24 protein-coding genes are annotated in these 18,937 nt (G+C 33.6%); 1 reads left to right on the forward strand and 23 read right to left on the reverse strand.

Features of this window, described 5'->3' with window-relative positions:
- Positions 1-399: 399 nt before the first annotated feature.
- The 7 genes from FOL89_RS15260 to FOL89_RS15290 all read right to left on the reverse strand — a co-directional run bounded on the left by FOL89_RS15260 (position 400) and on the right by FOL89_RS15290 (position 9,851).
- Positions 400-2,682 (reverse strand): TonB-dependent receptor domain-containing protein, encoded by a 2,283-nt coding sequence (locus tag FOL89_RS15260; RefSeq protein ID WP_144283656.1) that lies wholly within the window; start codon positions 2,680-2,682, stop codon positions 400-402.
- 334 nt (positions 2,683-3,016) lie between these two features.
- On the reverse strand, positions 3,017-4,303 hold the full coding sequence (locus FOL89_RS15265) for a citrate synthase (protein ID WP_144283657.1): 1,287 nt from the start codon (positions 4,301-4,303) through the stop codon (positions 3,017-3,019).
- A gap of 89 nt (positions 4,304-4,392) precedes the next feature.
- Positions 4,393-5,685 carry a phosphopyruvate hydratase gene (eno, locus tag FOL89_RS15270; RefSeq protein ID WP_144283658.1) on the reverse strand — a complete coding sequence of 431 codons (1,293 nt, stop codon included), beginning with the start codon at positions 5,683-5,685 and terminating at the stop codon, positions 4,393-4,395.
- Between the two features lie 186 nt (positions 5,686-5,871).
- Entirely contained in the window at positions 5,872-6,852 is a 981-nt protein-coding gene (locus FOL89_RS15275) for a hypothetical protein (RefSeq protein WP_144283659.1), read from the reverse strand.
- A gap of 145 nt (positions 6,853-6,997) precedes the next feature.
- On the reverse strand, positions 6,998-7,786 hold the full coding sequence (locus tag FOL89_RS15280) for a sensor histidine kinase (protein WP_144283660.1): 789 nt from the start codon (positions 7,784-7,786) through the stop codon (positions 6,998-7,000).
- 612 nt (positions 7,787-8,398) lie between these two features.
- On the reverse strand, positions 8,399-9,214 hold the full coding sequence (locus FOL89_RS15285; RefSeq protein ID WP_144283661.1) for a hypothetical protein: 816 nt from the start codon (positions 9,212-9,214) through the stop codon (positions 8,399-8,401).
- A 4-nt stretch (positions 9,215-9,218) separates the two neighbouring features.
- Positions 9,219-9,851 carry a response regulator gene (locus FOL89_RS15290; RefSeq protein WP_144283662.1) on the reverse strand — a complete coding sequence of 211 codons (633 nt, stop codon included), beginning with the start codon at positions 9,849-9,851 and terminating at the stop codon, positions 9,219-9,221.
- Between the two features lie 219 nt (positions 9,852-10,070).
- On the opposite strand from FOL89_RS15290, the gene FOL89_RS15295 reads away from it, so the two are divergent.
- Positions 10,071-10,487, forward strand: coding sequence for a hypothetical protein (locus FOL89_RS15295; protein ID WP_144283663.1), 417 nt, complete (start codon positions 10,071-10,073; stop codon positions 10,485-10,487).
- Positions 10,488-10,544: 57 nt separating this feature from the next.
- Here FOL89_RS15295 and rplQ read toward each other — a convergent pair whose 3' ends face one another.
- The 16 genes from rplQ to rplE all read right to left on the reverse strand — a co-directional run bounded on the left by rplQ (position 10,545) and on the right by rplE (position 18,932).
- Positions 10,545-11,072, reverse strand: coding sequence for a 50S ribosomal protein L17 (gene rplQ, locus FOL89_RS15300; protein WP_144283664.1), 528 nt, complete (start codon positions 11,070-11,072; stop codon positions 10,545-10,547).
- Between the two features lie 6 nt (positions 11,073-11,078).
- A complete protein-coding gene (locus FOL89_RS15305) occupies positions 11,079-12,074 on the reverse strand; it encodes a DNA-directed RNA polymerase subunit alpha (RefSeq protein WP_089745107.1) in 996 nt (331 codons plus the stop codon).
- Positions 12,075-12,107: 33 nt separating this feature from the next.
- Positions 12,108-12,716 (reverse strand): 30S ribosomal protein S4, encoded by a 609-nt coding sequence (gene rpsD, locus FOL89_RS15310; protein ID WP_144283665.1) that lies wholly within the window; start codon positions 12,714-12,716, stop codon positions 12,108-12,110.
- A 19-nt stretch (positions 12,717-12,735) separates the two neighbouring features.
- Positions 12,736-13,125 carry a 30S ribosomal protein S11 gene (gene rpsK, locus FOL89_RS15315; protein WP_048504755.1) on the reverse strand — a complete coding sequence of 130 codons (390 nt, stop codon included), beginning with the start codon at positions 13,123-13,125 and terminating at the stop codon, positions 12,736-12,738.
- A 12-nt stretch (positions 13,126-13,137) separates the two neighbouring features.
- The gene (rpsM, locus tag FOL89_RS15320) at positions 13,138-13,515 is read right to left on the reverse strand and encodes a 30S ribosomal protein S13 (RefSeq protein WP_076444023.1); all 378 of its coding nucleotides are present in this window, start codon (positions 13,513-13,515) and stop codon (positions 13,138-13,140) included.
- A 9-nt stretch (positions 13,516-13,524) separates the two neighbouring features.
- The gene (gene rpmJ / locus FOL89_RS15325) at positions 13,525-13,641 is read right to left on the reverse strand and encodes a 50S ribosomal protein L36 (RefSeq protein WP_007839480.1); all 117 of its coding nucleotides are present in this window, start codon (positions 13,639-13,641) and stop codon (positions 13,525-13,527) included.
- A 110-nt stretch (positions 13,642-13,751) separates the two neighbouring features.
- Complete coding sequence (infA, locus tag FOL89_RS15330; protein ID WP_029297754.1) at positions 13,752-13,967, reverse strand: translation initiation factor IF-1; 216 nt, start codon at positions 13,965-13,967, stop codon at positions 13,752-13,754.
- Positions 13,968-13,970: 3 nt separating this feature from the next.
- The gene (gene secY / locus FOL89_RS15335; RefSeq protein ID WP_089745109.1) at positions 13,971-15,350 is read right to left on the reverse strand and encodes a preprotein translocase subunit SecY; all 1,380 of its coding nucleotides are present in this window, start codon (positions 15,348-15,350) and stop codon (positions 13,971-13,973) included.
- A gap of 9 nt (positions 15,351-15,359) precedes the next feature.
- Positions 15,360-15,809 carry a 50S ribosomal protein L15 gene (gene rplO / locus FOL89_RS15340; protein WP_143884923.1) on the reverse strand — a complete coding sequence of 150 codons (450 nt, stop codon included), beginning with the start codon at positions 15,807-15,809 and terminating at the stop codon, positions 15,360-15,362.
- A gap of 96 nt (positions 15,810-15,905) precedes the next feature.
- Positions 15,906-16,082 (reverse strand): 50S ribosomal protein L30, encoded by a 177-nt coding sequence (gene rpmD / locus FOL89_RS15345; RefSeq protein ID WP_007839493.1) that lies wholly within the window; start codon positions 16,080-16,082, stop codon positions 15,906-15,908.
- 11 nt (positions 16,083-16,093) lie between these two features.
- Positions 16,094-16,615 (reverse strand): 30S ribosomal protein S5, encoded by a 522-nt coding sequence (rpsE, locus tag FOL89_RS15350; RefSeq protein WP_034678028.1) that lies wholly within the window; start codon positions 16,613-16,615, stop codon positions 16,094-16,096.
- An 18-nt stretch (positions 16,616-16,633) separates the two neighbouring features.
- Positions 16,634-16,987, reverse strand: coding sequence for a 50S ribosomal protein L18 (gene rplR, locus FOL89_RS15355; protein WP_144283666.1), 354 nt, complete (start codon positions 16,985-16,987; stop codon positions 16,634-16,636).
- 14 nt (positions 16,988-17,001) lie between these two features.
- Positions 17,002-17,547 (reverse strand): 50S ribosomal protein L6, encoded by a 546-nt coding sequence (gene rplF / locus FOL89_RS15360; RefSeq protein WP_144283667.1) that lies wholly within the window; start codon positions 17,545-17,547, stop codon positions 17,002-17,004.
- A 17-nt stretch (positions 17,548-17,564) separates the two neighbouring features.
- Positions 17,565-17,963, reverse strand: coding sequence for a 30S ribosomal protein S8 (gene rpsH / locus FOL89_RS15365; RefSeq protein ID WP_002983236.1), 399 nt, complete (start codon positions 17,961-17,963; stop codon positions 17,565-17,567).
- 144 nt (positions 17,964-18,107) lie between these two features.
- The gene (gene rpsN, locus FOL89_RS15370; RefSeq protein ID WP_027383308.1) at positions 18,108-18,377 is read right to left on the reverse strand and encodes a 30S ribosomal protein S14; all 270 of its coding nucleotides are present in this window, start codon (positions 18,375-18,377) and stop codon (positions 18,108-18,110) included.
- A gap of 3 nt (positions 18,378-18,380) precedes the next feature.
- Positions 18,381-18,932 (reverse strand): 50S ribosomal protein L5, encoded by a 552-nt coding sequence (rplE, locus tag FOL89_RS15375; protein WP_143884925.1) that lies wholly within the window; start codon positions 18,930-18,932, stop codon positions 18,381-18,383.
- Between the last annotated feature and the right edge of the window lie 5 nt (positions 18,933-18,937).

Raw genomic sequence — 18,937 nt, forward strand, 5'->3', positions numbered from 1 at the left:
TAAAGACAAGTTATATTTTTTAGAAAATTTCTTAATCGGCTCAACTTCTGAACTCACCTTAATAATTTAATTAAAAATAATCTTAATACGCTTTGAAAATTTTTCAAGGCGTTTTTTATTTGATGTTTTTAAGAAAGTTTTCGATTTTATCAATTAAAAATAAAGTGTTTTTCTCATTTTCCCAATCAAGATGTCCGCCAGGAAATTCAAAAGATTGATTGTAAACTTTATTTTCATTTAAAATAGAATCTAAAACAGTTTTTTGTGATGCATGAAAAAGAAATAAGGATTATAAATGTAAATTTTAACCACTTGTTCATTATAATAAAGATAAAAAAACCTGCCGGTTTCCCGACAGGTTTCGATACAAAATAAATATATATGAAAAATGATGAATGTTTATCGTGTTCTGTTTTTAATATCATCTGAAGCGCCTTCAATGTTTCTCACTTTTTTCACCTTCTGGTTTCCGAAGTTATAGGTAATGCTGAAAGTGCCGCCTCTTCTGAACTGGTCGTTTCTTACGTAGTTGTAATTTCCGTTTGCCTGATAATCTTCAATTTCTACGATGTTGGTTCTTAATACATCGTTCAGATTCAATGCGAAAGTCCAGTCATTCCAGTTTTTCTTGATGCTTAGATCTAAGCTCATCAGGTTTTTAAGCATTCCCAATTCGATTTGCTGCTTGTCTACAAAGAAATAATTTACTCCTAAAAACCATGTTTTCTTTTTGTCTAAACGGATGGTGTTATTCGTTTGAATAACGATGCTGGTAGAGCTTACTTTATTTTCATACACCGGAAATATATCACCCGAAGTAGGATCTATACTTAAGCTACCATTATTTACATTTCGCTGAACTCCGATATTAAAGTTTGTTGTTAAATATTGATTGAAAAATGTTTTTTGCATTCCCAACATTGCAGACATTTCCTGCTTGTCGCCAAAGTTAGTACGAATATATCTTAACTGTTTGTAAGAGTCCATTATCGGTTTCCCATTTTGGTCTAAAACAGGATTACCCTGATCATCTCTTCTTGGTTTTAAAATATCTCTTTGTAAAGGAACCTGCGTAATAACCTCTTTAAATAATGAATGATTTACAATAAGGAAATAAGAATTTTTAAACATATAAGTCAATTCCTGGTTGTAAGTTGAAGAGGCCTTTACAAAAGGATTGTTTTGAGTATAATTATCTTCCGTAAGGATGTTTCTTACCGGATTCAATTCCCAGAAGCTTGGTCTTCTCATCCTGCTTGAAAATGCATACGAAATATTGTTTTTATCATTGATTGCATAATTTAAGCTTAAATAAGGAAGCACATTATTATAATTTCTTTCAATTCTTCTATATTCAGGGGCAGCATTGTCAGACGTTCCCAAGCTGTTTGTAATCTCGTATCTTGTTCCGATTTTTCCTGAAAACTTATCAGAAAATTTCTTTTCAGCAGTTAGATAAAACCCGTAGATATTTTCGTCATAAATGAAATGATTAGGGGCAGACTCAGTGAGTTCTCCATCTACGAAAGTATCGTTTCTGGTATCGTTGTCGGTCTTTGTTTTGTTATAATTCCCACCTATTGATACGGTAAAATCATTATTAAATTTCTGAATATAATCAACCATTCCTGAAAAATTATTGATTATTTGAGGTAAATTCTGATAAATAGTTTGCCCCAGTTTTGTATCATTTCCTTCAGAATCGGCAAAGAATGTTTTATTATCGGTAAACTGAAATCTTCTGTAATTAAGATAAGCAGCATTTACATTTAGTTTACTTCCTAAAGAATCTGTTTTCAATTCATAATTCAGGTTGACAGAATTGTTGTAAGAACGCGCATCTTCTTTATTTCTGGAATTGGTATAATTGATATTATATTGATGAGTATCTTGATCTAAAGAACGAATCGTATTAAATAAATTTACAGTAGAATTATAGCTTTTATTGGCATTTGTATTCCAAGATAAACCTAAGTTACTCTTTTCTGTTAATTGATAATCAAAATTCAGATAACCTCCGATGTATTGGTTTGGGTCATCAATATTTCCTGTAGATTCGTTTGATGAAGAACTATTTCCGTTTCTCAAAACATAATGTTGTGCCTGAATATTTTCTCCGCCGTAAAGGTTTGCACTGATTCCCAATTTGTCTTTTCGGTAGTTTGCAGAGAAACTCGCAGAGCTTCCGTTGTATTTATTTTGCGAATTAGACATTCTCATATTCCCGTTCAGACCGTCGCTCATTTTCTTTTTTAAAACGATATTGATAATCCCATCTGAAGCATCTACCTGAAATTCACTTCCGGGAACGGTAATTACTTCAATCTTCTGAATATTTTCAGCGGGTGTATTTTTCAGAAACTGAGCAAGAGACTCAGCGTCCATATTAGATTTTCTGCCGTTGATATAGATAAGAGCATTATTTTTTCCTGCAATCTTTAGAGTCTTATCATCTGTTGTAGATAAAAGAGGAGTTTGTCTCAATAGATCAAAAGTTGTATTCCCTTTGGTAACAGGCGAAGCGGCTACATCATACACAAAACGGTCACTCTGTTTTTTGAATACCTGTTTTTTGATAACGACCTCTTCTATCTTTTTGGTTTCTATACTATCGGATTTTTTCTCCTGAGCAAATGTAAATCCGGTAAAGAAAATAGCTGCTATGAGTAGTTGAGTTTTCATATGTTAATTTTTTTGTTTTAAAATGAAATGATTTGTATACTAATATAAAATCATTAGAAGCTTGTATTTATTATTAATTTACATTGCAAAGATATATTATTTTTTTAGTATCATGCAATACAAAGTAGTAAAAATGTTTTTAGATATAATATAACTATCTGATTTACAATTAATAATTTTTAATTAAATTATTAACTCTTCATATAATAAGACAACAGAAATAGTTATTTTGTTACAAACAATCGAAATATTTTTTTTACTTTACAAAAAAATACATAAAAAAATCCCAAAACTTTTCAGCTTTGGGATTAATTTTTTAGATAATAACAGAAAATTATCTGTTGGCAATATCAATGTAATCTCTTTTCTGAGCTCCCTGATAAACCTGTCTTGGTCTTCCGATAGGATCGCCTTTTAATCTCATTTCTTTCCATTGAGAAATCCATCCCGGAAGTCTTCCTAATGCAAACATTACAGTAAACATTTCTGTTGGGATTCCTAATGCTCTGTAGATAATTCCTGAATAAAAATCTACATTTGGATATAGTTTTCTCTCTACGAAATACTCGTCTTCCAATGCTACTTTTTCCAACTGCATTGCAATATCCAAAGCTTTATCCTGAATTCCTAATGCATTGAGAATATCATCAGCTGCTTTTTTGATAATTTTTGCTCTTGGATCAAAATTCTTATATACTCTGTGACCAAATCCCATCAAACGGAAATTGTCATTTTTATCTTTAGCTTTTTCAACCCATTTATTTACATCTCCACCATCTTTTTCGATCAGCTCAAGCATTTCGATTACTGCCTGGTTTGCTCCGCCATGAAGTGGTCCCCAAAGTGCAGAAACACCCGCAGAAACAGAAGCAAAAAGACCAGTATGAGCAGAACCTACCATTCTTACAGTAGATGTAGAACAGTTTTGCTCATGATCAGCATGAAGGATTAATAATTTATCTAAAGCATCTACCACAACCGGATCAATTTCAAATTCCTGATTCGGCATTCTGAAAGTCATTTTATAGAAATTTTCTACATAATTTAAACTGTTATCTCCGTGATTTAATGGTAAGCCCTGTGTTTTTCTGTAAGTCCATGCACAAAGATGAGAGAATTTAGCAATCATCAATTCAGCTGCATGATCCATTTCTTCCTTAGAATTTACATTGACTGCTTTAGGGTTAAAAGCCGTTAATGCAGATGTAAGAGAAGATAAAACCCCCATTGGGTGGGCAGAACGAGGAAAAGCATCAATGATTTTCTTCATTTCCTCTGCCACAAAATTATATTTTTTGATATTTCCGTTGAAATTGTCAAACTGGTCTGTTGTAGGTAACTCTCCATGAAGCAAAAGATACATTACTTCTGTAAAGTTAGATTTTTCTGCAATCTGCTCAATAGGGTAACCTCTGTAGAACAATTCTCCTTTGTCCCCGTCAAGATAAGTAATGTCGCTTAATGTAGCCCCTGTATTTTTATACCCTAAATCTAAGGTAATAAGACCTGTCTGGTCTCTTAATTTTGAAATATCTATTCCTCTGTCTCCGATTGTACTATCCACGATTGGATATTCATAAGAATTACCGTCGTAATTTAATATAACTTTGTTGTCTGACATTATATAATTTATTTTTTTTAAATATACTACTTATTATAAAATACGGCAAACAAAAAAAATCGCTTGCCGTTATTTATAAATTCAATGAATTATCTTTTGATTTTGAAAGCATCTAAACCTGGAAAAACGGCTGTTTCACCAAGAGCTTCTTCAATTCTAAGCAATTGGTTGTATTTTGCCATTCTGTCTGATCTTGAAGCAGATCCTGTTTTTATCTGACCGCAGTTCATTGCAACTGCAAGATCAGCAATCGTTGAATCTTCTGTTTCTCCTGATCTGTGAGACATTACCGAGGTAAACTTATTGTGTTGAGCCATTTGCACTGCTGCCATTGTTTCAGAAAGCGAACCAATCTGATTTACTTTAACTAAAATTGAATTGGCAATTCCTTCTTTTACTCCTCTTGACAGTCGTTCTACATTAGTTACAAACAAATCGTCCCCAACTAACTGTACTCTGTCTCCAATTTTATCAGTAAGCATTTTCCAGCCTTCCCAATCATTTTCATGCATCCCGTCTTCAATAGAGATGATAGGATATTTCGCTGCTAATTCTGCCAGATAAGAAACCTGCTCGCTGCTCGAGTATTGAGCTGCATCTGCTGTCTGGAATTTTCTGTAATCATAAATCCCATCTTTATAAAATTCTGAAGCAGCACAGTCTAGTGCAATCATTACATCATCACCCGGCTTATATCCTGCTTTTTCGATAGCTTGTAATAGGGTATCCAAAGCATCTTCAGTTCCCGAGAAAGTAGGTGCAAATCCTCCTTCATCACCAACTGCCGTAGAAAGACCTCTTGAATGAAGAATAGATTTTAAATTATGAAAGATTTCGGTTCCTTTTCTCAAAGCATGAGAGAATGAGTCTGCTTTTACCGGCATTACCATAAATTCCTGAAATGCAATCGGCGCATCTGAGTGAGAACCACCATTGATTACATTCATCATAGGAACAGGAAGTGTATTTGCGTTTACACCGCCTACATATTTGTACAAAGGCATTCTCAATTCTGTAGCTGCTGCTTTTGCTGCTGCCAAAGAAACGCCAAGAATTGCATTGGCTCCGATATTTCCTTTGTTGCTTGTCCCGTCTAAATCAATCATAATCTGATCAATCAAATTCTGATCAAAAACAGGAAGACCTACCAATTCCGGTGCAATGACTTCTCTTACATTTTCCACCGCTTTGGAAACACCTTTCCCCATCCATTCCGAACCGCCATCACGCAATTCTACGGCTTCATGTTCTCCCGTTGATGCTCCTGAAGGTACTGCAGCGCGACCCATCGCACCACTTTCTGTAAATACATCAACTTCCACTGTAGGATTTCCTCTTGAATCTAAAATCTGTCTTGCTTCTATGTAAGAAATATAACTCATTGTTTGTTTTTTTATAGTTTAGACAAATTTAATGATTTTTTGAGTTTTAACATTATTAGAATAGGTTTAAATACGTTTTTATGAGTTAAATTTTAGTTAATATCATAATTCAAATGAGTTTAAAATAAAATTCTCCATATAGTTTCGATACGGAGAATTGTGATATTAAGTCATTCTTTTTTTCATTTAGGATAAAATTTCCAAACCTACTGCTTGTTCCATTTCATCCAATGCTTTTTTCCTTTCTATACTTAAGCTTTCCAATGACTGTTGAAAAGGTTCTAATATTTTCTGCAGATCTGAAATCAGTTTGTTTAATTTTTCCTCCTCAATTTTCAATTGTTCGAGTGCACCATTATTTTTCAACTCCGTAATAGTTCCTTTACATTCTTCAATAGATTTCTCTATGTTTTCTTTCACAGGTTCTACATTACCCAAAATTTCACTTTGTGCTTTATCAAACTGTTCGTTTAATAATTGAACCTGTATATATTTCATTTTTCCTTCGTATGCGACGGTAACATCATTAATCTTTTGCTGAATATGTGCTATCTTTTCATTACTGTTCTCAATATTATCCTCAGATTCATCATAACTGATATTTGTAATCACTAATGTATTGAAAGATATCTCCTTGAAAACTACTGTCACTTCAGGAATATTAAAAATAATATTTTTAGTTTTCATTGTTACTTCGGGAATTTTTGTAGACATACACTTTCTTTCCATTGTAATTTCAGGAACCGATATAATAATAGGAGTCCATTTAGTAGTACAATCCCAAAACTTAGTCTTAATTCCCAGGCGCCATTTAATCTGCCACTTGCATGTTGTTTCTGGTTTCTCACCAACTTTTTTAGGAACCATTTTTGTCTTAGGCCAATCAAAGCATATCTCTCTAAGATTCATGGTTACTTCCGGAATATCAAAGGAAAACCTTTGTGACTTCATAATAAACTGTGGGATCGGCAAATCAAAAATTATTTTTTTCCATTCAAAATTATATTGATAATTTCCGTTCTTAATTTTAAACAGTGTATTATTATCCTGTAAAATCTCGCTGTCATCCTGAATATTTGAAACTTCTTTAGATATATCATTAGTAAGTCTCTTTAATTCTGCTTCAAATTCTTCCGTTAATTTTTTAATAGATTCTTCTGAATTCATGGTGAATGTTTTTTGTTATTAATATTATGTTTATTTAGTCCTCCAAATTTCCTCCAAAAAAGCATTCAAATCAATTACACAAAAAGGTACTTTTAATAAAAAAAGCACCATAAAATGATGCTGCTAATATTTACGCTAGAAGGAACTATAATTTTATCCTGAAAAATAAATGTGTCCCGTTTTCGGTAGCAACTTCGCAATGTCCGTTTTGTTCCTTCATTCTTCGCTTCATATTTTGGATTCCGTTGCCTTCCGTATTTTCATTTTGTATTCCAATCCCGTTATCAGAGATTTTCATCATAAATTCTTTATCTTTTTGAATAAATAACAATCTTATTTGCTCAGATTGGCTGTGTTTATAAGCATTATTCAGGGCTTCTTTTAAGCATAGAAATAAATTCCGTCTCTGTTCTGTGGAAATAATGATTTCAGAAACTATCCCGGTACTTTCCTCGATAATCAAATTAATCCCGGATTTTTTCAGAAAGTTTTGTGCGTACATTTTTGCGTAATCTGTGAAGCTTCCTAAAGTATCATTTCCTGAATTTAAGCTCCAAAGCATTTCCCTCATAGACAAGTTCATTTCTTCAGATGTTTTCAGCAACTCGTCTATATCTGCAATAAGATTTTTATCTTCTGACTTTTGTTTTAAAAACTCTGCCTGAAGTTTTAATGCTGAAATTCCAGCACCAAGATCGTCGTGCATATCATGGGAAATTCTTTCTCTCTCTGCTTCTATTGACTTTTGTTTTTCGAGCTCTTTTTGCAGGAGTTGGTTTTGGTATTCTGATTCTTTGAGCTGCTGCTCTTTTAAAACTAATAATTGTTTTTTATTATATGTTATTACAATGAAAACAACAAAAATAATAAGCAACATTATTAACAATATTGCTGCAATGTAAGTTAGTTTTATTTCAGGAGGCAAAGATTTCATCTTTTATGTTTTTATATTTTGTTAATCCTATATAAAATAATGTGTAAACGATAATATTTATTAATGATAACAAGTTTTTTAAAAGCTTTAAAAAATGTTTATCTTCTTTATCTAATAAGTACATCGGAATTATTCTGAACAAGAAAAAACAACTCCAAACTAATAATGATATTGAAATCCAAAAAAGTGGCTCATCAGTTATCTTTAGTTTCGAGATATTATTTAACTTTAAATCAATCCAATAAAGCACGTAAAAAATATTTGTGATACAATATAATATTGCCAAGGTCAAATTATATTGATCAAAATAAAAAAGGCTGCTTGTAATATATATACAAATTATAGTACTCATTAAAATTACAACAGCTAAAAATTTTCTCTTTATATAATTAAAATAAAAAAATGTAAAAAAACATATATTGAATACATTCAAATAATTATACTGAATTGCTTTTAGAGTAATTATATTTATTTCTGACAAGAAATCAATTAAAAAATTGATCAATAAAAAAACAAAAAAATGATTTTGAGAAACAAAAGTATTCTTTCTCAAAATCATTATCGATTTCACTAAGGTAATAAAAAAAACGATATAATATATTTTGATTAGCATTATGGTTCTAAGCTGCCTTGATCATAATATGGAAAATGTAAATTTAAAGATTGTCCATTAATGTCTATTGGCATTGATGATAAATAAAAAGATTCTACTTCTACATGTTTATGCTTTCTTAAACCAAAACAAAAATTGAAAGCAATTTTATCTACGTTTTTATTTAAACAACCATTCAAATAGTTTCTTATTCTATCAATATACTTTTTTACTTTAGGTAATTCATACTGTATATAACTTGGTACATATTTATCTTTTGAACTATTTTTCATCGACTGCCCTAATAAGCTTTGCAAAAAATCATTGTGACATTTATCTAAATCAATATTAATTGGATACTCATTTTTCATATTAAATAAAAGAAATGTTTCATCTTTATTTTGTTGTTTATCCGAAAAAGTTACAATTGCATATATTTTATTAACAAAAGAATTCAAGCTTAATAAATCTTCTTGAGATATATCTTCTATCTCGAATTGATTTTGTTCCATTTGCAAAAAAGAAATATTTACAAAATCAAATCCACGCTGAATATAACTATTGACTAACTTTTCGTATAACTCATAATATATAAATAGATTTGACTTTATATTAGGTAGTTTAATCCCAAAACGACTTGCATCCAACTCATAAATATCATCTGGTATTGGATCATTAATTATCTTAATATAATTTTCAGCATTAACATGGTTTCTAATCTTGATGCTTAAAAAAATTTCAAATTTATTTTTATTTGGTAGATAAATTATTTCACCCAATTTTTCCTTAGATATTAATTCTCTTTCTGCTTCACAATCAAAGTCTTTTTCCCTCATAATTTTAGTTTTTAAAATGGTTAAATTTATTAATTGCCTCCACTTTGTTGCTGACGTGGAGTTTTCTGTAAATGTTACCTACATGTTTTTTCACGGTATCAATACTGATAAACTTTTTATCAGCTATTTCTTTGTAGAGCAAACCTTCAGCTAAAAGTTCTAAAACTTCTTTCTCTCTTCCCGTAAGCTCGTCCCATTCCTGTACTTCTGAATTTTTTTGTTGAAAATGGTTGAGAACTTTTCGGGCAATTGCGAAACTCATCGGAGCACCTCCATTATACGCATCACGGATTGAAGATAAAATTTTATCCATGCTTTCGCCTTTTACCAAATATCCCATTGCACCGGCTTTCAAAGAATTGAAAACCTTTTCGTCATCTTCAAAACTTGTACACATGATAAATTGGGTTTGAGACATGCTTTTTCTGAGTTTTCTGATGACATCAATTCCTAACATATCCGGAAGCTGAATATCCATCATCACAACATCAGGAGAAAAATCCGGTAACATTTTTAAAGCTGACTTTCCATCGTAAAACTGGGCAACAACGGTCATATCATCCTGATAATTGATAACTTTCTTCAACGCATTGTTGTAGTTTTTTTCGTCTTCTACTATGGCTATGGAAATACTCATGTTTGCGGATTTCTTTAGAACAAATTTCAACAGAAAAATGAGAAGAGTCAATTACACTTTCGGGTAATTGTAAATTTTAATAATCGTTTTAATGGTTTGTTTTTTGTTTTCATTAAATTTAAGAAATTTTTCAGAAACAATTCTTTGTAAATGTAAAATTCTGATGTATCCTTTACAAACAATGGAAAACAAAACTTAAAACAAAAAAATATTTAATTTATGAAAACATATCAGTTAGCTATTGCATGTTTATTTACTATTTCACTAATCAGTTGTAAAAAAGACGGCAATAAGGGAATTATTAAAAGTGAGCAAGAAATAATCCTCGCAGATAATGGCAAGCCAGATTCTACTATAGCGTACAATGTAGATGTAGACGGAAACAAATCGATCAAAACAGATTATGTCTATAGAGCATCCGACGGAACTCTGGTAAAAGTGGTTTTTGATTACGATCCTGCAGACAGAAACGTCTCTATAAGAAGCAACAACAAAACTTTTATTCTTAAAAAGACCGAAGCCAAGCCTCATGAAACGATCTACGAAAAGGATGATATGAAGGCAATGGTAAAAGGAGACAGCTTAATCCTTCATCAAGGAGGTAATATTATTGAACTGGTAAAAACGAAAATATAGAACTAAAAAAACCGCTCAGTAATCTGAACGGTTTTTTTATATCTGTAGAATTAATTATTATTCTTCAGTCTTTTCCTCAGTAGAATCTGTAGTTTCAGCTTTTGGCTCTTCTACTTTTTCTTCTACTACAGGAGCTTCAGCAACTACAGCTTCTTTTTTCGCAGCTGTTGTAGATCTTCTGCTTCTTCTTGTAGTTTTCTTCTCTTCAGCATTAGGATTGTAAAGCTCATTGAAATCAACTAACTCAATTAAGGCAGTATCTGCAGCATCACCAGGTCTGAAACCAGTTTTGATGATTCTCGTATAACCACCGTTTCTTTCAGCGATTTTCGGAGCTACAGTTCTGAATAATTCAGTAACCGCTTCTTTATTTTGAAGATATGAAAAAACAATTCTTCTGTTGTGAGTAGTATCTTCTTTTGCTTTAGTTAATAGAGGTTCAACATATACTCTTAAAGCTTTAGCTTTAGCAACAGTAGTGTTGATTCTTTTATGCTCAATTAGAGAACAAGCCATATTAGAAAGCAAAGCACTTCTGTGAGAAGCCGTTCTTCCTAAGTGATTGAATTTTTTACCGTGTCTCATTATTAATTATTTATCAGCGTCTAATTTATATTTTGCAACGTCAAAACCGAAGTTAAGACCTTTTGAATGCACCAATTCTTCTAGTTCTGTCAAAGATTTTTTACCAAAATTTCTGAATTTCATCAAATCAGACTTACTGTAAGAAACAAGCTCACCAAGAGTTTCTACTTCAGCCGCTTTCAGACAGTTAAGGGCTCTTACAGAAAGATCCATATCTGCTAATTTAGACTTTAGTAATTGTCTTGTATGAAGTGTTTCTTCATCGTACTGGATAGATGCTTTTACGGCTTCAGTTTCCAAAGTGATTCTCTCATCAGAGAAAAGCATAAAGTGATAAATTAATATCTTTGAAGCTTCAGTTAAAGCATTCTGAGGACTTATTGAGCCATCAGTTTCTATATCTAGTACAAGTTTTTCGTAGTCTGTTTTTTGCTCTACACGGTAATTTTCAATACTGTACTGTACTTTTTTGATCGGCGTAAAGATAGAGTCAATCGCAATAGTTCCCATAGGAGCATTGTTTGACTTGTTTTGTTCAGAAGGAACATATCCTCTTCCCTTTTCTATGTTGAACGTAATTTCAAAAGTAACATCAGAATTCAGGTTGCAGATCAATAAGTCAGGATTCAAGATTTCAAATCCGTTGATTGATTGCCCTAAATCTCCAGCAGTAACAGCAGTTTTACCTGAAACCTTAGCAACAACCTGCTCAGAAGCCTGGTTTTCTGCTGTAGCTTTAAGTCTTACCTGCTTAAGGTTAAGAATAATTTCGGTAACGTCTTCAATTACTCCCGGGATAGTTGAAAATTCGTGCTCTACACCTTCTATTTTGATAGATGAAATAGCGTATCCTTCCAGAGAAGAAAGCAACACTCTTCTCAAAGCATTACCGATTGTAAGCCCGAAACCTGGTTCTAGAGGTCTGAATTCGAATTGACCTTTAAATTCATCAGAGTTAAGTAGGATTACTTTATCGGGTTTTATGAATTGTAAAATTGCCATATTGTTGGGTTGAGCAAAAATTTGATTAAAAAATTATTTAGAGTAAAGTTCGACGATCAACTGTTCTTTGATGTCTTCCGGAATCTGGATTCTATCCGGAGCAGAAATGAAAGTACCTTCTTTCTTCTCGTCGTTGAATTGTAACCACTCATAGTTTGCTTTTGAAGCCAATGCATCAGCAACAACTTCCAAAGACTTAGATTTTTCTCTTACAGCGATTACATCACCAGCTTTTACTAAATAAGATGGAATGTTCAAAATCTCGCCATTTACAGTAATATGTCTGTGAGAAACCAATTGTCTTGCTCCTGCTCTTGTTTTAGCAAAACCTAATCTGTAAACCACGTTGTCTAATCTAGACTCGCAAAGTTGCAAAAGAACTTCACCGGTTACACCTTTACTTCTGTGTGCTTTTTCAAAAAGATTAGCAAACTGTCTTTCTAAAATACCGTAAGTATATTTAGCTTTTTGTTTTTCAGCTAACTGAACTGCATATTCTGATTTCTTAGCACCTCTTCTTTTATTAGGACCATGCTGTCCTGGCGGTTGGTTTTTTCTTTTTTCGAAGTTTTTGTCATCTCCGTAGATTGCAGCACCAAACTTTCTAGCAATCTTAGTTTTAGGTCCAATATATCTTGCCATAATGGGTAAATTCTAAAAATTAAACTCTTCTTCTTTTTGGTGGTCTACAACCGTTGTGTGGCATAGGAGTCACATCAATGATTTCGCTGACTTCAATTCCTGAATTGTGGATCGTTCTGATTGCAGATTCTCTACCTGCACCAGGACCTTTCACATACACCTTTACTCTTCTAAGACCAGCTTCGTGAGCAACAGCAGAGCAATTTTCAGCTGCCATCTGAGCAGCAAATGGAGTATTCTTTTTAGAACCTCTGAAACCCATTTTACCGGCAGAAGCCCAAGAGATAACTTCTCCGTTTTTATTTGTTAAAGAAATGATGATGTTATTGAAAGAAGCCTGAATGTGCGCTTCACCAATAGCTTCAACTTTTACTTTTCTTTTTTTAACTACTTTAGTTTGTTTTGCCATAATTCCTAACGATTATTTACTTGCCTTTTTCTTGTTAGCAACTGTTTTTCTCTTTCCTTTACGGGTTCTAGAGTTGTTTTTCGTTCTCTGGCCTCTTAAAGGTAATCCTAGTCTGTGACGTATTCCTCGTTGGCATCCTATGTCCATCAATCTCTTGATGTTCAATTGCACTTCAGATCTCAATTCTCCTTCTACTTTAATGTTTTCAGAGATGTATGTTCTGATTGCAGCCAATTCATCGTCATTCCATTCGTTGACTTTCTTGTCTTCGCTGATACCGGCAGCTTTAAGGATTTCTGAAGAAGTGCTTCTTCCGATTCCGTAGATGTAAGTTAAACCGATAACGCCTCTTTTGTTTTTTGGTAAATCAATACCTGAAATTCTCGCCATAATTTAATTTTAGCCTTGTCTTTGTTTAAATTTTGGGTTTTTCTTGTTGATTACAAACAGAACGCCTTTTCTGCGAACGATTTTGCAATCAGCACTTCTTTTTTTAATTGATGCTCTAACTTTCATTTGATAGTATTTATTTTTTTACTAATGATAAAATCCTGGGATTTCAATGTTAGTATTTATTTTTCAACAATAGCCAAATGGAAACCTCAGAATCCATTTGGCATTTGTTTTTAGTATCTAAATGTTATTCTCCCCTTTGAAAGATCATAAGGAGACATTTCTAATTTTACCTTATCTCCAGGTAACAGTTTAATGTAATGCATACGCATTTTACCGGAAATATGAGCAATAAGTACATGCCCATTCTCCAACTCTACACGAAACTGGGCGTTGGAAAGAGCTTCCGTTATTACGCCATCCTGCTCAATATGTTTTTGTTTTGCCATAAATTAATATCCAGTCGATCTTGATAATTTTGACTGCATTAAGCCATCATAATGATGATTCAGCAGATAAGTGTTAATCTGTTGAACAGTATCAAGTACTACTCCAACCATAATCAACAACGATGTACCTCCGAAGAACAGGGCAAACGCATCTGTCTGAACAAGACTTCCATGCACTATTGCTGGAAGGACTGCAAAGATAGATAAAAATATTGCACCTGGCAAGGTAATTTTTGATAAAATATCATCAAGGTAATCTGCAGTTTCTTTACCGGGTCTAACTTTAGGTACCAAACCACCGTTTCTCTTAAGATCATCGGCCATTTGGTTTACCGGAATTGTGATTGCGGTATAGAAAAATGAGAAGATAATAATCAATAACGCAAACAATACGTTGTACTGCCAGCTGAAAACATTTTTGAAACCGGCAAGAAAAGTATTTGATTCGTCAAACTTAGTCAATAAGCCAGGTACGAACATCAATGCCTGAGCAAAGATAATCGGCATTACACCGGCTGCATTTACTTTTAATGGAATCCACTGTCTTGCACCTTGCATAAGATTTCTATTTACACCTCCTCTTGCCTGAGCTCTGCTCACATACTGAATAGGTATTTTTCTTACCGCAACAGAAAGTACTACTGCTAAAAGAACTACCAACATCCAGAATATAACTTCAACAAGAATCATGATAGAACCTAATCCTCCTTTCCCGTTTTGTACTGCTACTTCTTGTACAAATGCTTCAGGTAATCTAGACAAAATACCCACCATAATCAGGATGGAGATACCGTTACCGATACCTTTGTCTGTGATTTTTTCTCCTAACCACATTGCAAATACAGATCCTGCAACCAAGATTACAATACTCGGCAACCAAAACATTACTGAGTTCGGATCAATAAGATAAGCAGACTGGAACTGAGCATAAGGTAAAAATAATCCTGTAATAGATCCCAGATATGAAGGTGCCTGTACAAGACAAACTCCAATCGTTAACCATCTGGTGATCTGATTAAGGGTATTTCTTCCTGATTCTCCGTCTTTCTGAAGTTTCTGAAGATAAGGAATTGCCATCCCCATCAACTGAACAATAATAGAAGCAGAAATGTAAGGCATAATCCCTAACGCCATTACAGAAGCATGGCTGAAAGCTCCTCCTGTAAATGACGAAAGCAAGCCAAGGAGACCTGCTCCTTGCTTGTTACCGCCCTGACTTTTATAATGCTCTAAGAGATCTCCCACCTCTGCAAGGTTAATCGCAGGAAGAGAGATAAAAGATGCGAATCTATACACAAGGATAATACCTAAAGTAAATAGAATTTTATCTCTAAGTTCTTTAAGACTCCAAATATTTTTGAGGGTTTGTATAAATTCTTTCATTAGTAATTTTTATAAGGTAATTGCTTTTCCACCTGCTTTAGAAATCAATTCTTCAGCAGATTTAGTGAATTTGTCAGCAGAAATTGAAACCGCAGATTTCAATTCTCCTCTCCCCATAATTTTCACTAATTCATTTTTAGAAGCTAATCCGTTTTGTACCAAAACTTCTTTTGTAATATCTCCTGTAATAGATTTATTTTCAATTAAAGTCTGGATACTATCTAGATTAATTGCTCTGAATTCTTTTCTGTTTACGTTTTTGAAACCAAATTTAGGTAATCTTCTCTGCAAAGGCATCTGACCTCCTTCGAAACCAATCTTCTGAGAATAACCAGCTCTTGCTTTCTGACCTTTGTGACCTTTTGTAGAAGTACCGCCTTTTCCGCTACCTTGCCCTCTACCAATTCTTTTTGAATTGAAAGTAGATCCTGCAGCTGGCTTTATGTTGTTTAAATTCATTTTTTTATTGATTTAAAGATTAAATAATTTAAAGATTAAAAAATTCCGACTAAAATAGGAAGAAAATTTTAATCTTTTAATCTTTGAATTTTTTAATTATTTCTGAACTTCAAGTAAGTGACTAACTGCAGCTATCATTCCTAAGATAGAAGGAGTAGCTTCGTGTTCTACAACTTGGTGAAGTTTCTTAAATCCTAATGCTTCAAGCGTTCTCTTTTGGGTTTTTGTTCTACCAATAGCGCTTCTTACTTGCTTTACTTTAATTGTTGCCATTGTTTTAAATATTAACCGTTAAACACTTTAGTTAGAGAAACTCCTCTCATTCTTGCGATTTCTTCTGGTCTTCTAATGTCTAACAATGCTTTGAAAGTTGCCTTTACCACATTGTGAGGGTTTGAAGATCCTTTAGATTTTGAAAGGATATCGTGAATACCAGCAGATTCTAGTACTGCTCTTACCGCACCACCGGCGATAAGCCCTGTACCGTGAGAAGCAGGTCTCAAGAAGATATCTGCACCTCCGTATCTAGCAGTAGTCTGGTGAGGGATTGTGTGATTCATCACAGGAACTTTTACTAAGTTTTTCTTAGCATCTTCTACCGCTTTAGCAATAGCAGAAGCAACTTCCTTAGATTTTCCTAAACCAAATCCGATAGTTCCGGCTTCATCTCCTACTACAACGATAGCAGAAAATCCGAAAGCTCTACCTCCTTTAGTTACTTTTGTTACTCTATTAACAGCTACGAGACGATCTTTAAGTTCTAATCCTCCCGGTTTTACTCTTTCTATATTATCTAGTCCTAACATATTTCCGAAATTTAATGATTAGAATTTAAGTCCACCTTCTCTCGCACCGTCAGCAAGAGCTTTCACTCTACCATGGTAAACGAATCCGTTTCTATCAAATACAATATTTTCAATTCCTGCAGCAAGAGCTTTAGCAGCAATTGCTTTTCCTACAGCCGCAGAAACTTCAATTTTTGTTCCGTTAGCATCTACTCCTTTCTCTCTGGAAGAAGCAGAAACTAAAGTTTTACCGTCTTTATCGTTGATTAACTGAGCGTAAATTTCTTTATTACTTTTATATACAGATAATCTTGGCAATTCAGAAGATCCTGAGATTTTTCCTCTTACTCTTCTTTTTATTCTTATTCTTTTTTCTAACTTACTTAGTGCCATTTTCTTAAATTTTATTAAGCAGATTTACCAGCTTTACGTCTAACATTTTCACCAACGAATCTCACACCTTTTCCTTTGTACGGCTCAGGCTTTCTGAATGAACGGATTTTTGCAGCCACCATTCCAAGAAGTTGCTTATCGTAAGACGTTAAAGTAATAATTGGGTTTTTACCTTTTTCAGTCAATGTATCAACTTTCACTTCGCTTGGAAGTTCTAATACGATACCGTGAGAGAAACCTAAAGCCAACTCAAGTTTTTGACCTGAGTGAGAAGCTCTGTAACCTACTCCCACTAATTCAAGTTTCTTTTCGAAACCTTCAGATACACCAACAATCATATTGTTGATTAACGCTCGGTACAAACCGTGAAGCGCTCTGTGTTGTTTAGCATCAGATGGTCTGTTAACTGTAAGTTCGCCATCTTTCTGCTCTAAAGTAATTCCTTCTGTAAGTTCCTGAGAAAGTTCTCCTTTAGAACCTTTTACCGTTACTACACCATCTTTCTCAGTGATGGTAACACCAGCGGGAATTGTTATAATTGCTTTACCAATTCTTGACATTTTCCTTTGATTAAAAATTAATAAACATAGCAGATTACTTCACCGCCTACTTTTTCTTCTCTAGCTTTCTTGTCAGTCATTACCCCTTTAGAAGTAGAGATGATAGAAATACCCAAACCGTTTAACACTCTTGGAAGTTCCGCAGAACCTTTGTACTGTCTCAAACCTGGTCTAGAAGCTCTTTGAATAGACTTGATAGCCGGTTTGTTGGTTTGCTTGTCGTACTTTAAAGCGATTTTGATCACTCCCTGAACAGCGTTATCTTCAAACTTGTAGTTTAAGATATACCCCTGATCAAATAAGATCTTAGTAATCTCCTTTTTGATTTTCGATGCAGGAATTTCCACCACTTTGTGGCCTGCGCTTTGTGCGTTCCTTACTCTTGTTAGGAAATCTGAAATTGGATCTGTTACCATTTTTCTATTTTAAATTATTGGTTAAAGACAATCAGTATTGAAAGGACTTGAAGATAAAATATCAGACTTCAGAGATCTTAGGTCTGATATTTTTATTCTTTAGTATCCAGACAACTTAATTGCCCCGATTTTAATTAGTAATTATTACCAACTAGCTTTTTTAACTCCCGGGATAAGACCGTTGTTTGCCATTTCTCTAAAAGTTACTCTGGAAATTCCGAACGTTCTCATGTATCCTCTTGGTCTTCCTGTTAATTTACATCTGTTGTGCAATCTTACAGGAGAAGCGTTTTTAGGTAACTTCTGAAGTGCTTCATAGTCACCTGCTTCTTTCAAAGCTTTTCTTTTTTCAGCGTATTTAGCTACTGTAGCTTCTCTTTTGCGCTCACGCGCTTTCATTGATTCTTTAGCCATTTCTTAATTCTTTTTGAATGGTAAACCGAAGTGAGTTAATAATGCTTTAGCTTCTTTATCTGTCTTCGCAGTTGTAACAAAGGTAATGTCCATCCCTTGGATTTTCTTTACTTTATCAATCACGATTTCAGGGAAGATAATCTGCTCAGTAATACCTAAGTTGTAATTACCTCTACCATCGAAACCTTCAGCTTTAATACCAGAGAAATCTCTGATACGTGGCAAAGCAGAAGAAGTCAATCTGTCTAAGAATTCGTACATTTTGTTTGCTCTAAGAGTCACCTTAGCACCTACAGGCATACCTTTTCTTAATTTGAAAGCAGCTTCATCCTTTTTAGAAATAGTACCAACAGCCTTTTGACCAGTGATATTTGTCAATTCTTCTACAGCATAGTCGATGATTTTCTTATCAGCAGTAGCGTCACCTAGACCTTGAGACAAAATAATTTTCTCAAGTTTTGGCACCTGCATTACTGATTTGTATCCGAATTCTTCCATCATTGCAGGAACAATCGTTTCTTTATATGCTTTTTTGGGTCTTGCTATATATTCCATGTGTT

The sequence above is a fragment of the Chryseobacterium echinoideorum genome (assembly GCF_007474535.1).
GTDB lineage: Bacteria > Bacteroidota > Bacteroidia > Flavobacteriales > Weeksellaceae > Chryseobacterium > Chryseobacterium echinoideorum.

Bases quoted from the DNA above. Each gene is read 5' to 3' on its own strand.
- FOL89_RS15260 (WP_144283656.1), bottom strand. From the start codon at position 2,682: ATGAAAACTCAACTACTCATAGCAGCTATTTTCTTTACCGGATTTACA.
- FOL89_RS15265 (WP_144283657.1), bottom strand. From the start codon at position 4,303: ATGTCAGACAACAAAGTTATATTAAATTACGACGGTAATTCTTATGAA.
- eno (WP_144283658.1), bottom strand. From the start codon at position 5,685: ATGAGTTATATTTCTTACATAGAAGCAAGACAGATTTTAGATTCAAGA.
- FOL89_RS15275 (WP_144283659.1), bottom strand. From the start codon at position 6,852: ATGAATTCAGAAGAATCTATTAAAAAATTAACGGAAGAATTTGAAGCA.
- FOL89_RS15280 (WP_144283660.1), bottom strand. From the start codon at position 7,786: ATGAAATCTTTGCCTCCTGAAATAAAACTAACTTACATTGCAGCAATA.
- FOL89_RS15285 (WP_144283661.1), bottom strand. From the start codon at position 9,214: ATGAGGGAAAAAGACTTTGATTGTGAAGCAGAAAGAGAATTAATATCT.
- FOL89_RS15290 (WP_144283662.1), bottom strand. From the start codon at position 9,851: ATGAGTATTTCCATAGCCATAGTAGAAGACGAAAAAAACTACAACAAT.
- FOL89_RS15295 (WP_144283663.1), top strand. From the start codon at position 10,071: ATGAAAACATATCAGTTAGCTATTGCATGTTTATTTACTATTTCACTA.
- rplQ (WP_144283664.1), bottom strand. From the start codon at position 11,072: ATGAGACACGGTAAAAAATTCAATCACTTAGGAAGAACGGCTTCTCAC.
- FOL89_RS15305 (WP_089745107.1), bottom strand. From the start codon at position 12,074: ATGGCAATTTTACAATTCATAAAACCCGATAAAGTAATCCTACTTAAC.
- rpsD (WP_144283665.1), bottom strand. From the start codon at position 12,716: ATGGCAAGATATATTGGACCTAAAACTAAGATTGCTAGAAAGTTTGGT.
- rpsK (WP_048504755.1), bottom strand. From the start codon at position 13,125: ATGGCAAAACAAACTAAAGTAGTTAAAAAAAGAAAAGTAAAAGTTGAA.
- rpsM (WP_076444023.1), bottom strand. From the start codon at position 13,515: ATGGCGAGAATTTCAGGTATTGATTTACCAAAAAACAAAAGAGGCGTT.
- rpmJ (WP_007839480.1), bottom strand. From the start codon at position 13,641: ATGAAAGTTAGAGCATCAATTAAAAAAAGAAGTGCTGATTGCAAAATC.
- infA (WP_029297754.1), bottom strand. From the start codon at position 13,967: ATGGCAAAACAAAAACATATTGAGCAGGATGGCGTAATAACGGAAGCT.
- secY (WP_089745109.1), bottom strand. From the start codon at position 15,350: ATGAAAGAATTTATACAAACCCTCAAAAATATTTGGAGTCTTAAAGAA.
- rplO (WP_143884923.1), bottom strand. From the start codon at position 15,809: ATGAATTTAAACAACATAAAGCCAGCTGCAGGATCTACTTTCAATTCA.
- rpmD (WP_007839493.1), bottom strand. From the start codon at position 16,082: ATGGCAACAATTAAAGTAAAGCAAGTAAGAAGCGCTATTGGTAGAACA.
- rpsE (WP_034678028.1), bottom strand. From the start codon at position 16,615: ATGTTAGGACTAGATAATATAGAAAGAGTAAAACCGGGAGGATTAGAA.
- rplR (WP_144283666.1), bottom strand. From the start codon at position 16,987: ATGGCACTAAGTAAGTTAGAAAAAAGAATAAGAATAAAAAGAAGAGTA.
- rplF (WP_144283667.1), bottom strand. From the start codon at position 17,547: ATGTCAAGAATTGGTAAAGCAATTATAACAATTCCCGCTGGTGTTACC.
- rpsH (WP_002983236.1), bottom strand. From the start codon at position 17,963: ATGGTAACAGATCCAATTTCAGATTTCCTAACAAGAGTAAGGAACGCA.
- rpsN (WP_027383308.1), bottom strand. From the start codon at position 18,377: ATGGCTAAAGAATCAATGAAAGCGCGTGAGCGCAAAAGAGAAGCTACA.
- rplE (WP_143884925.1), bottom strand. From the start codon at position 18,932: ATGGAATATATAGCAAGACCCAAAAAAGCATATAAAGAAACGATTGTT.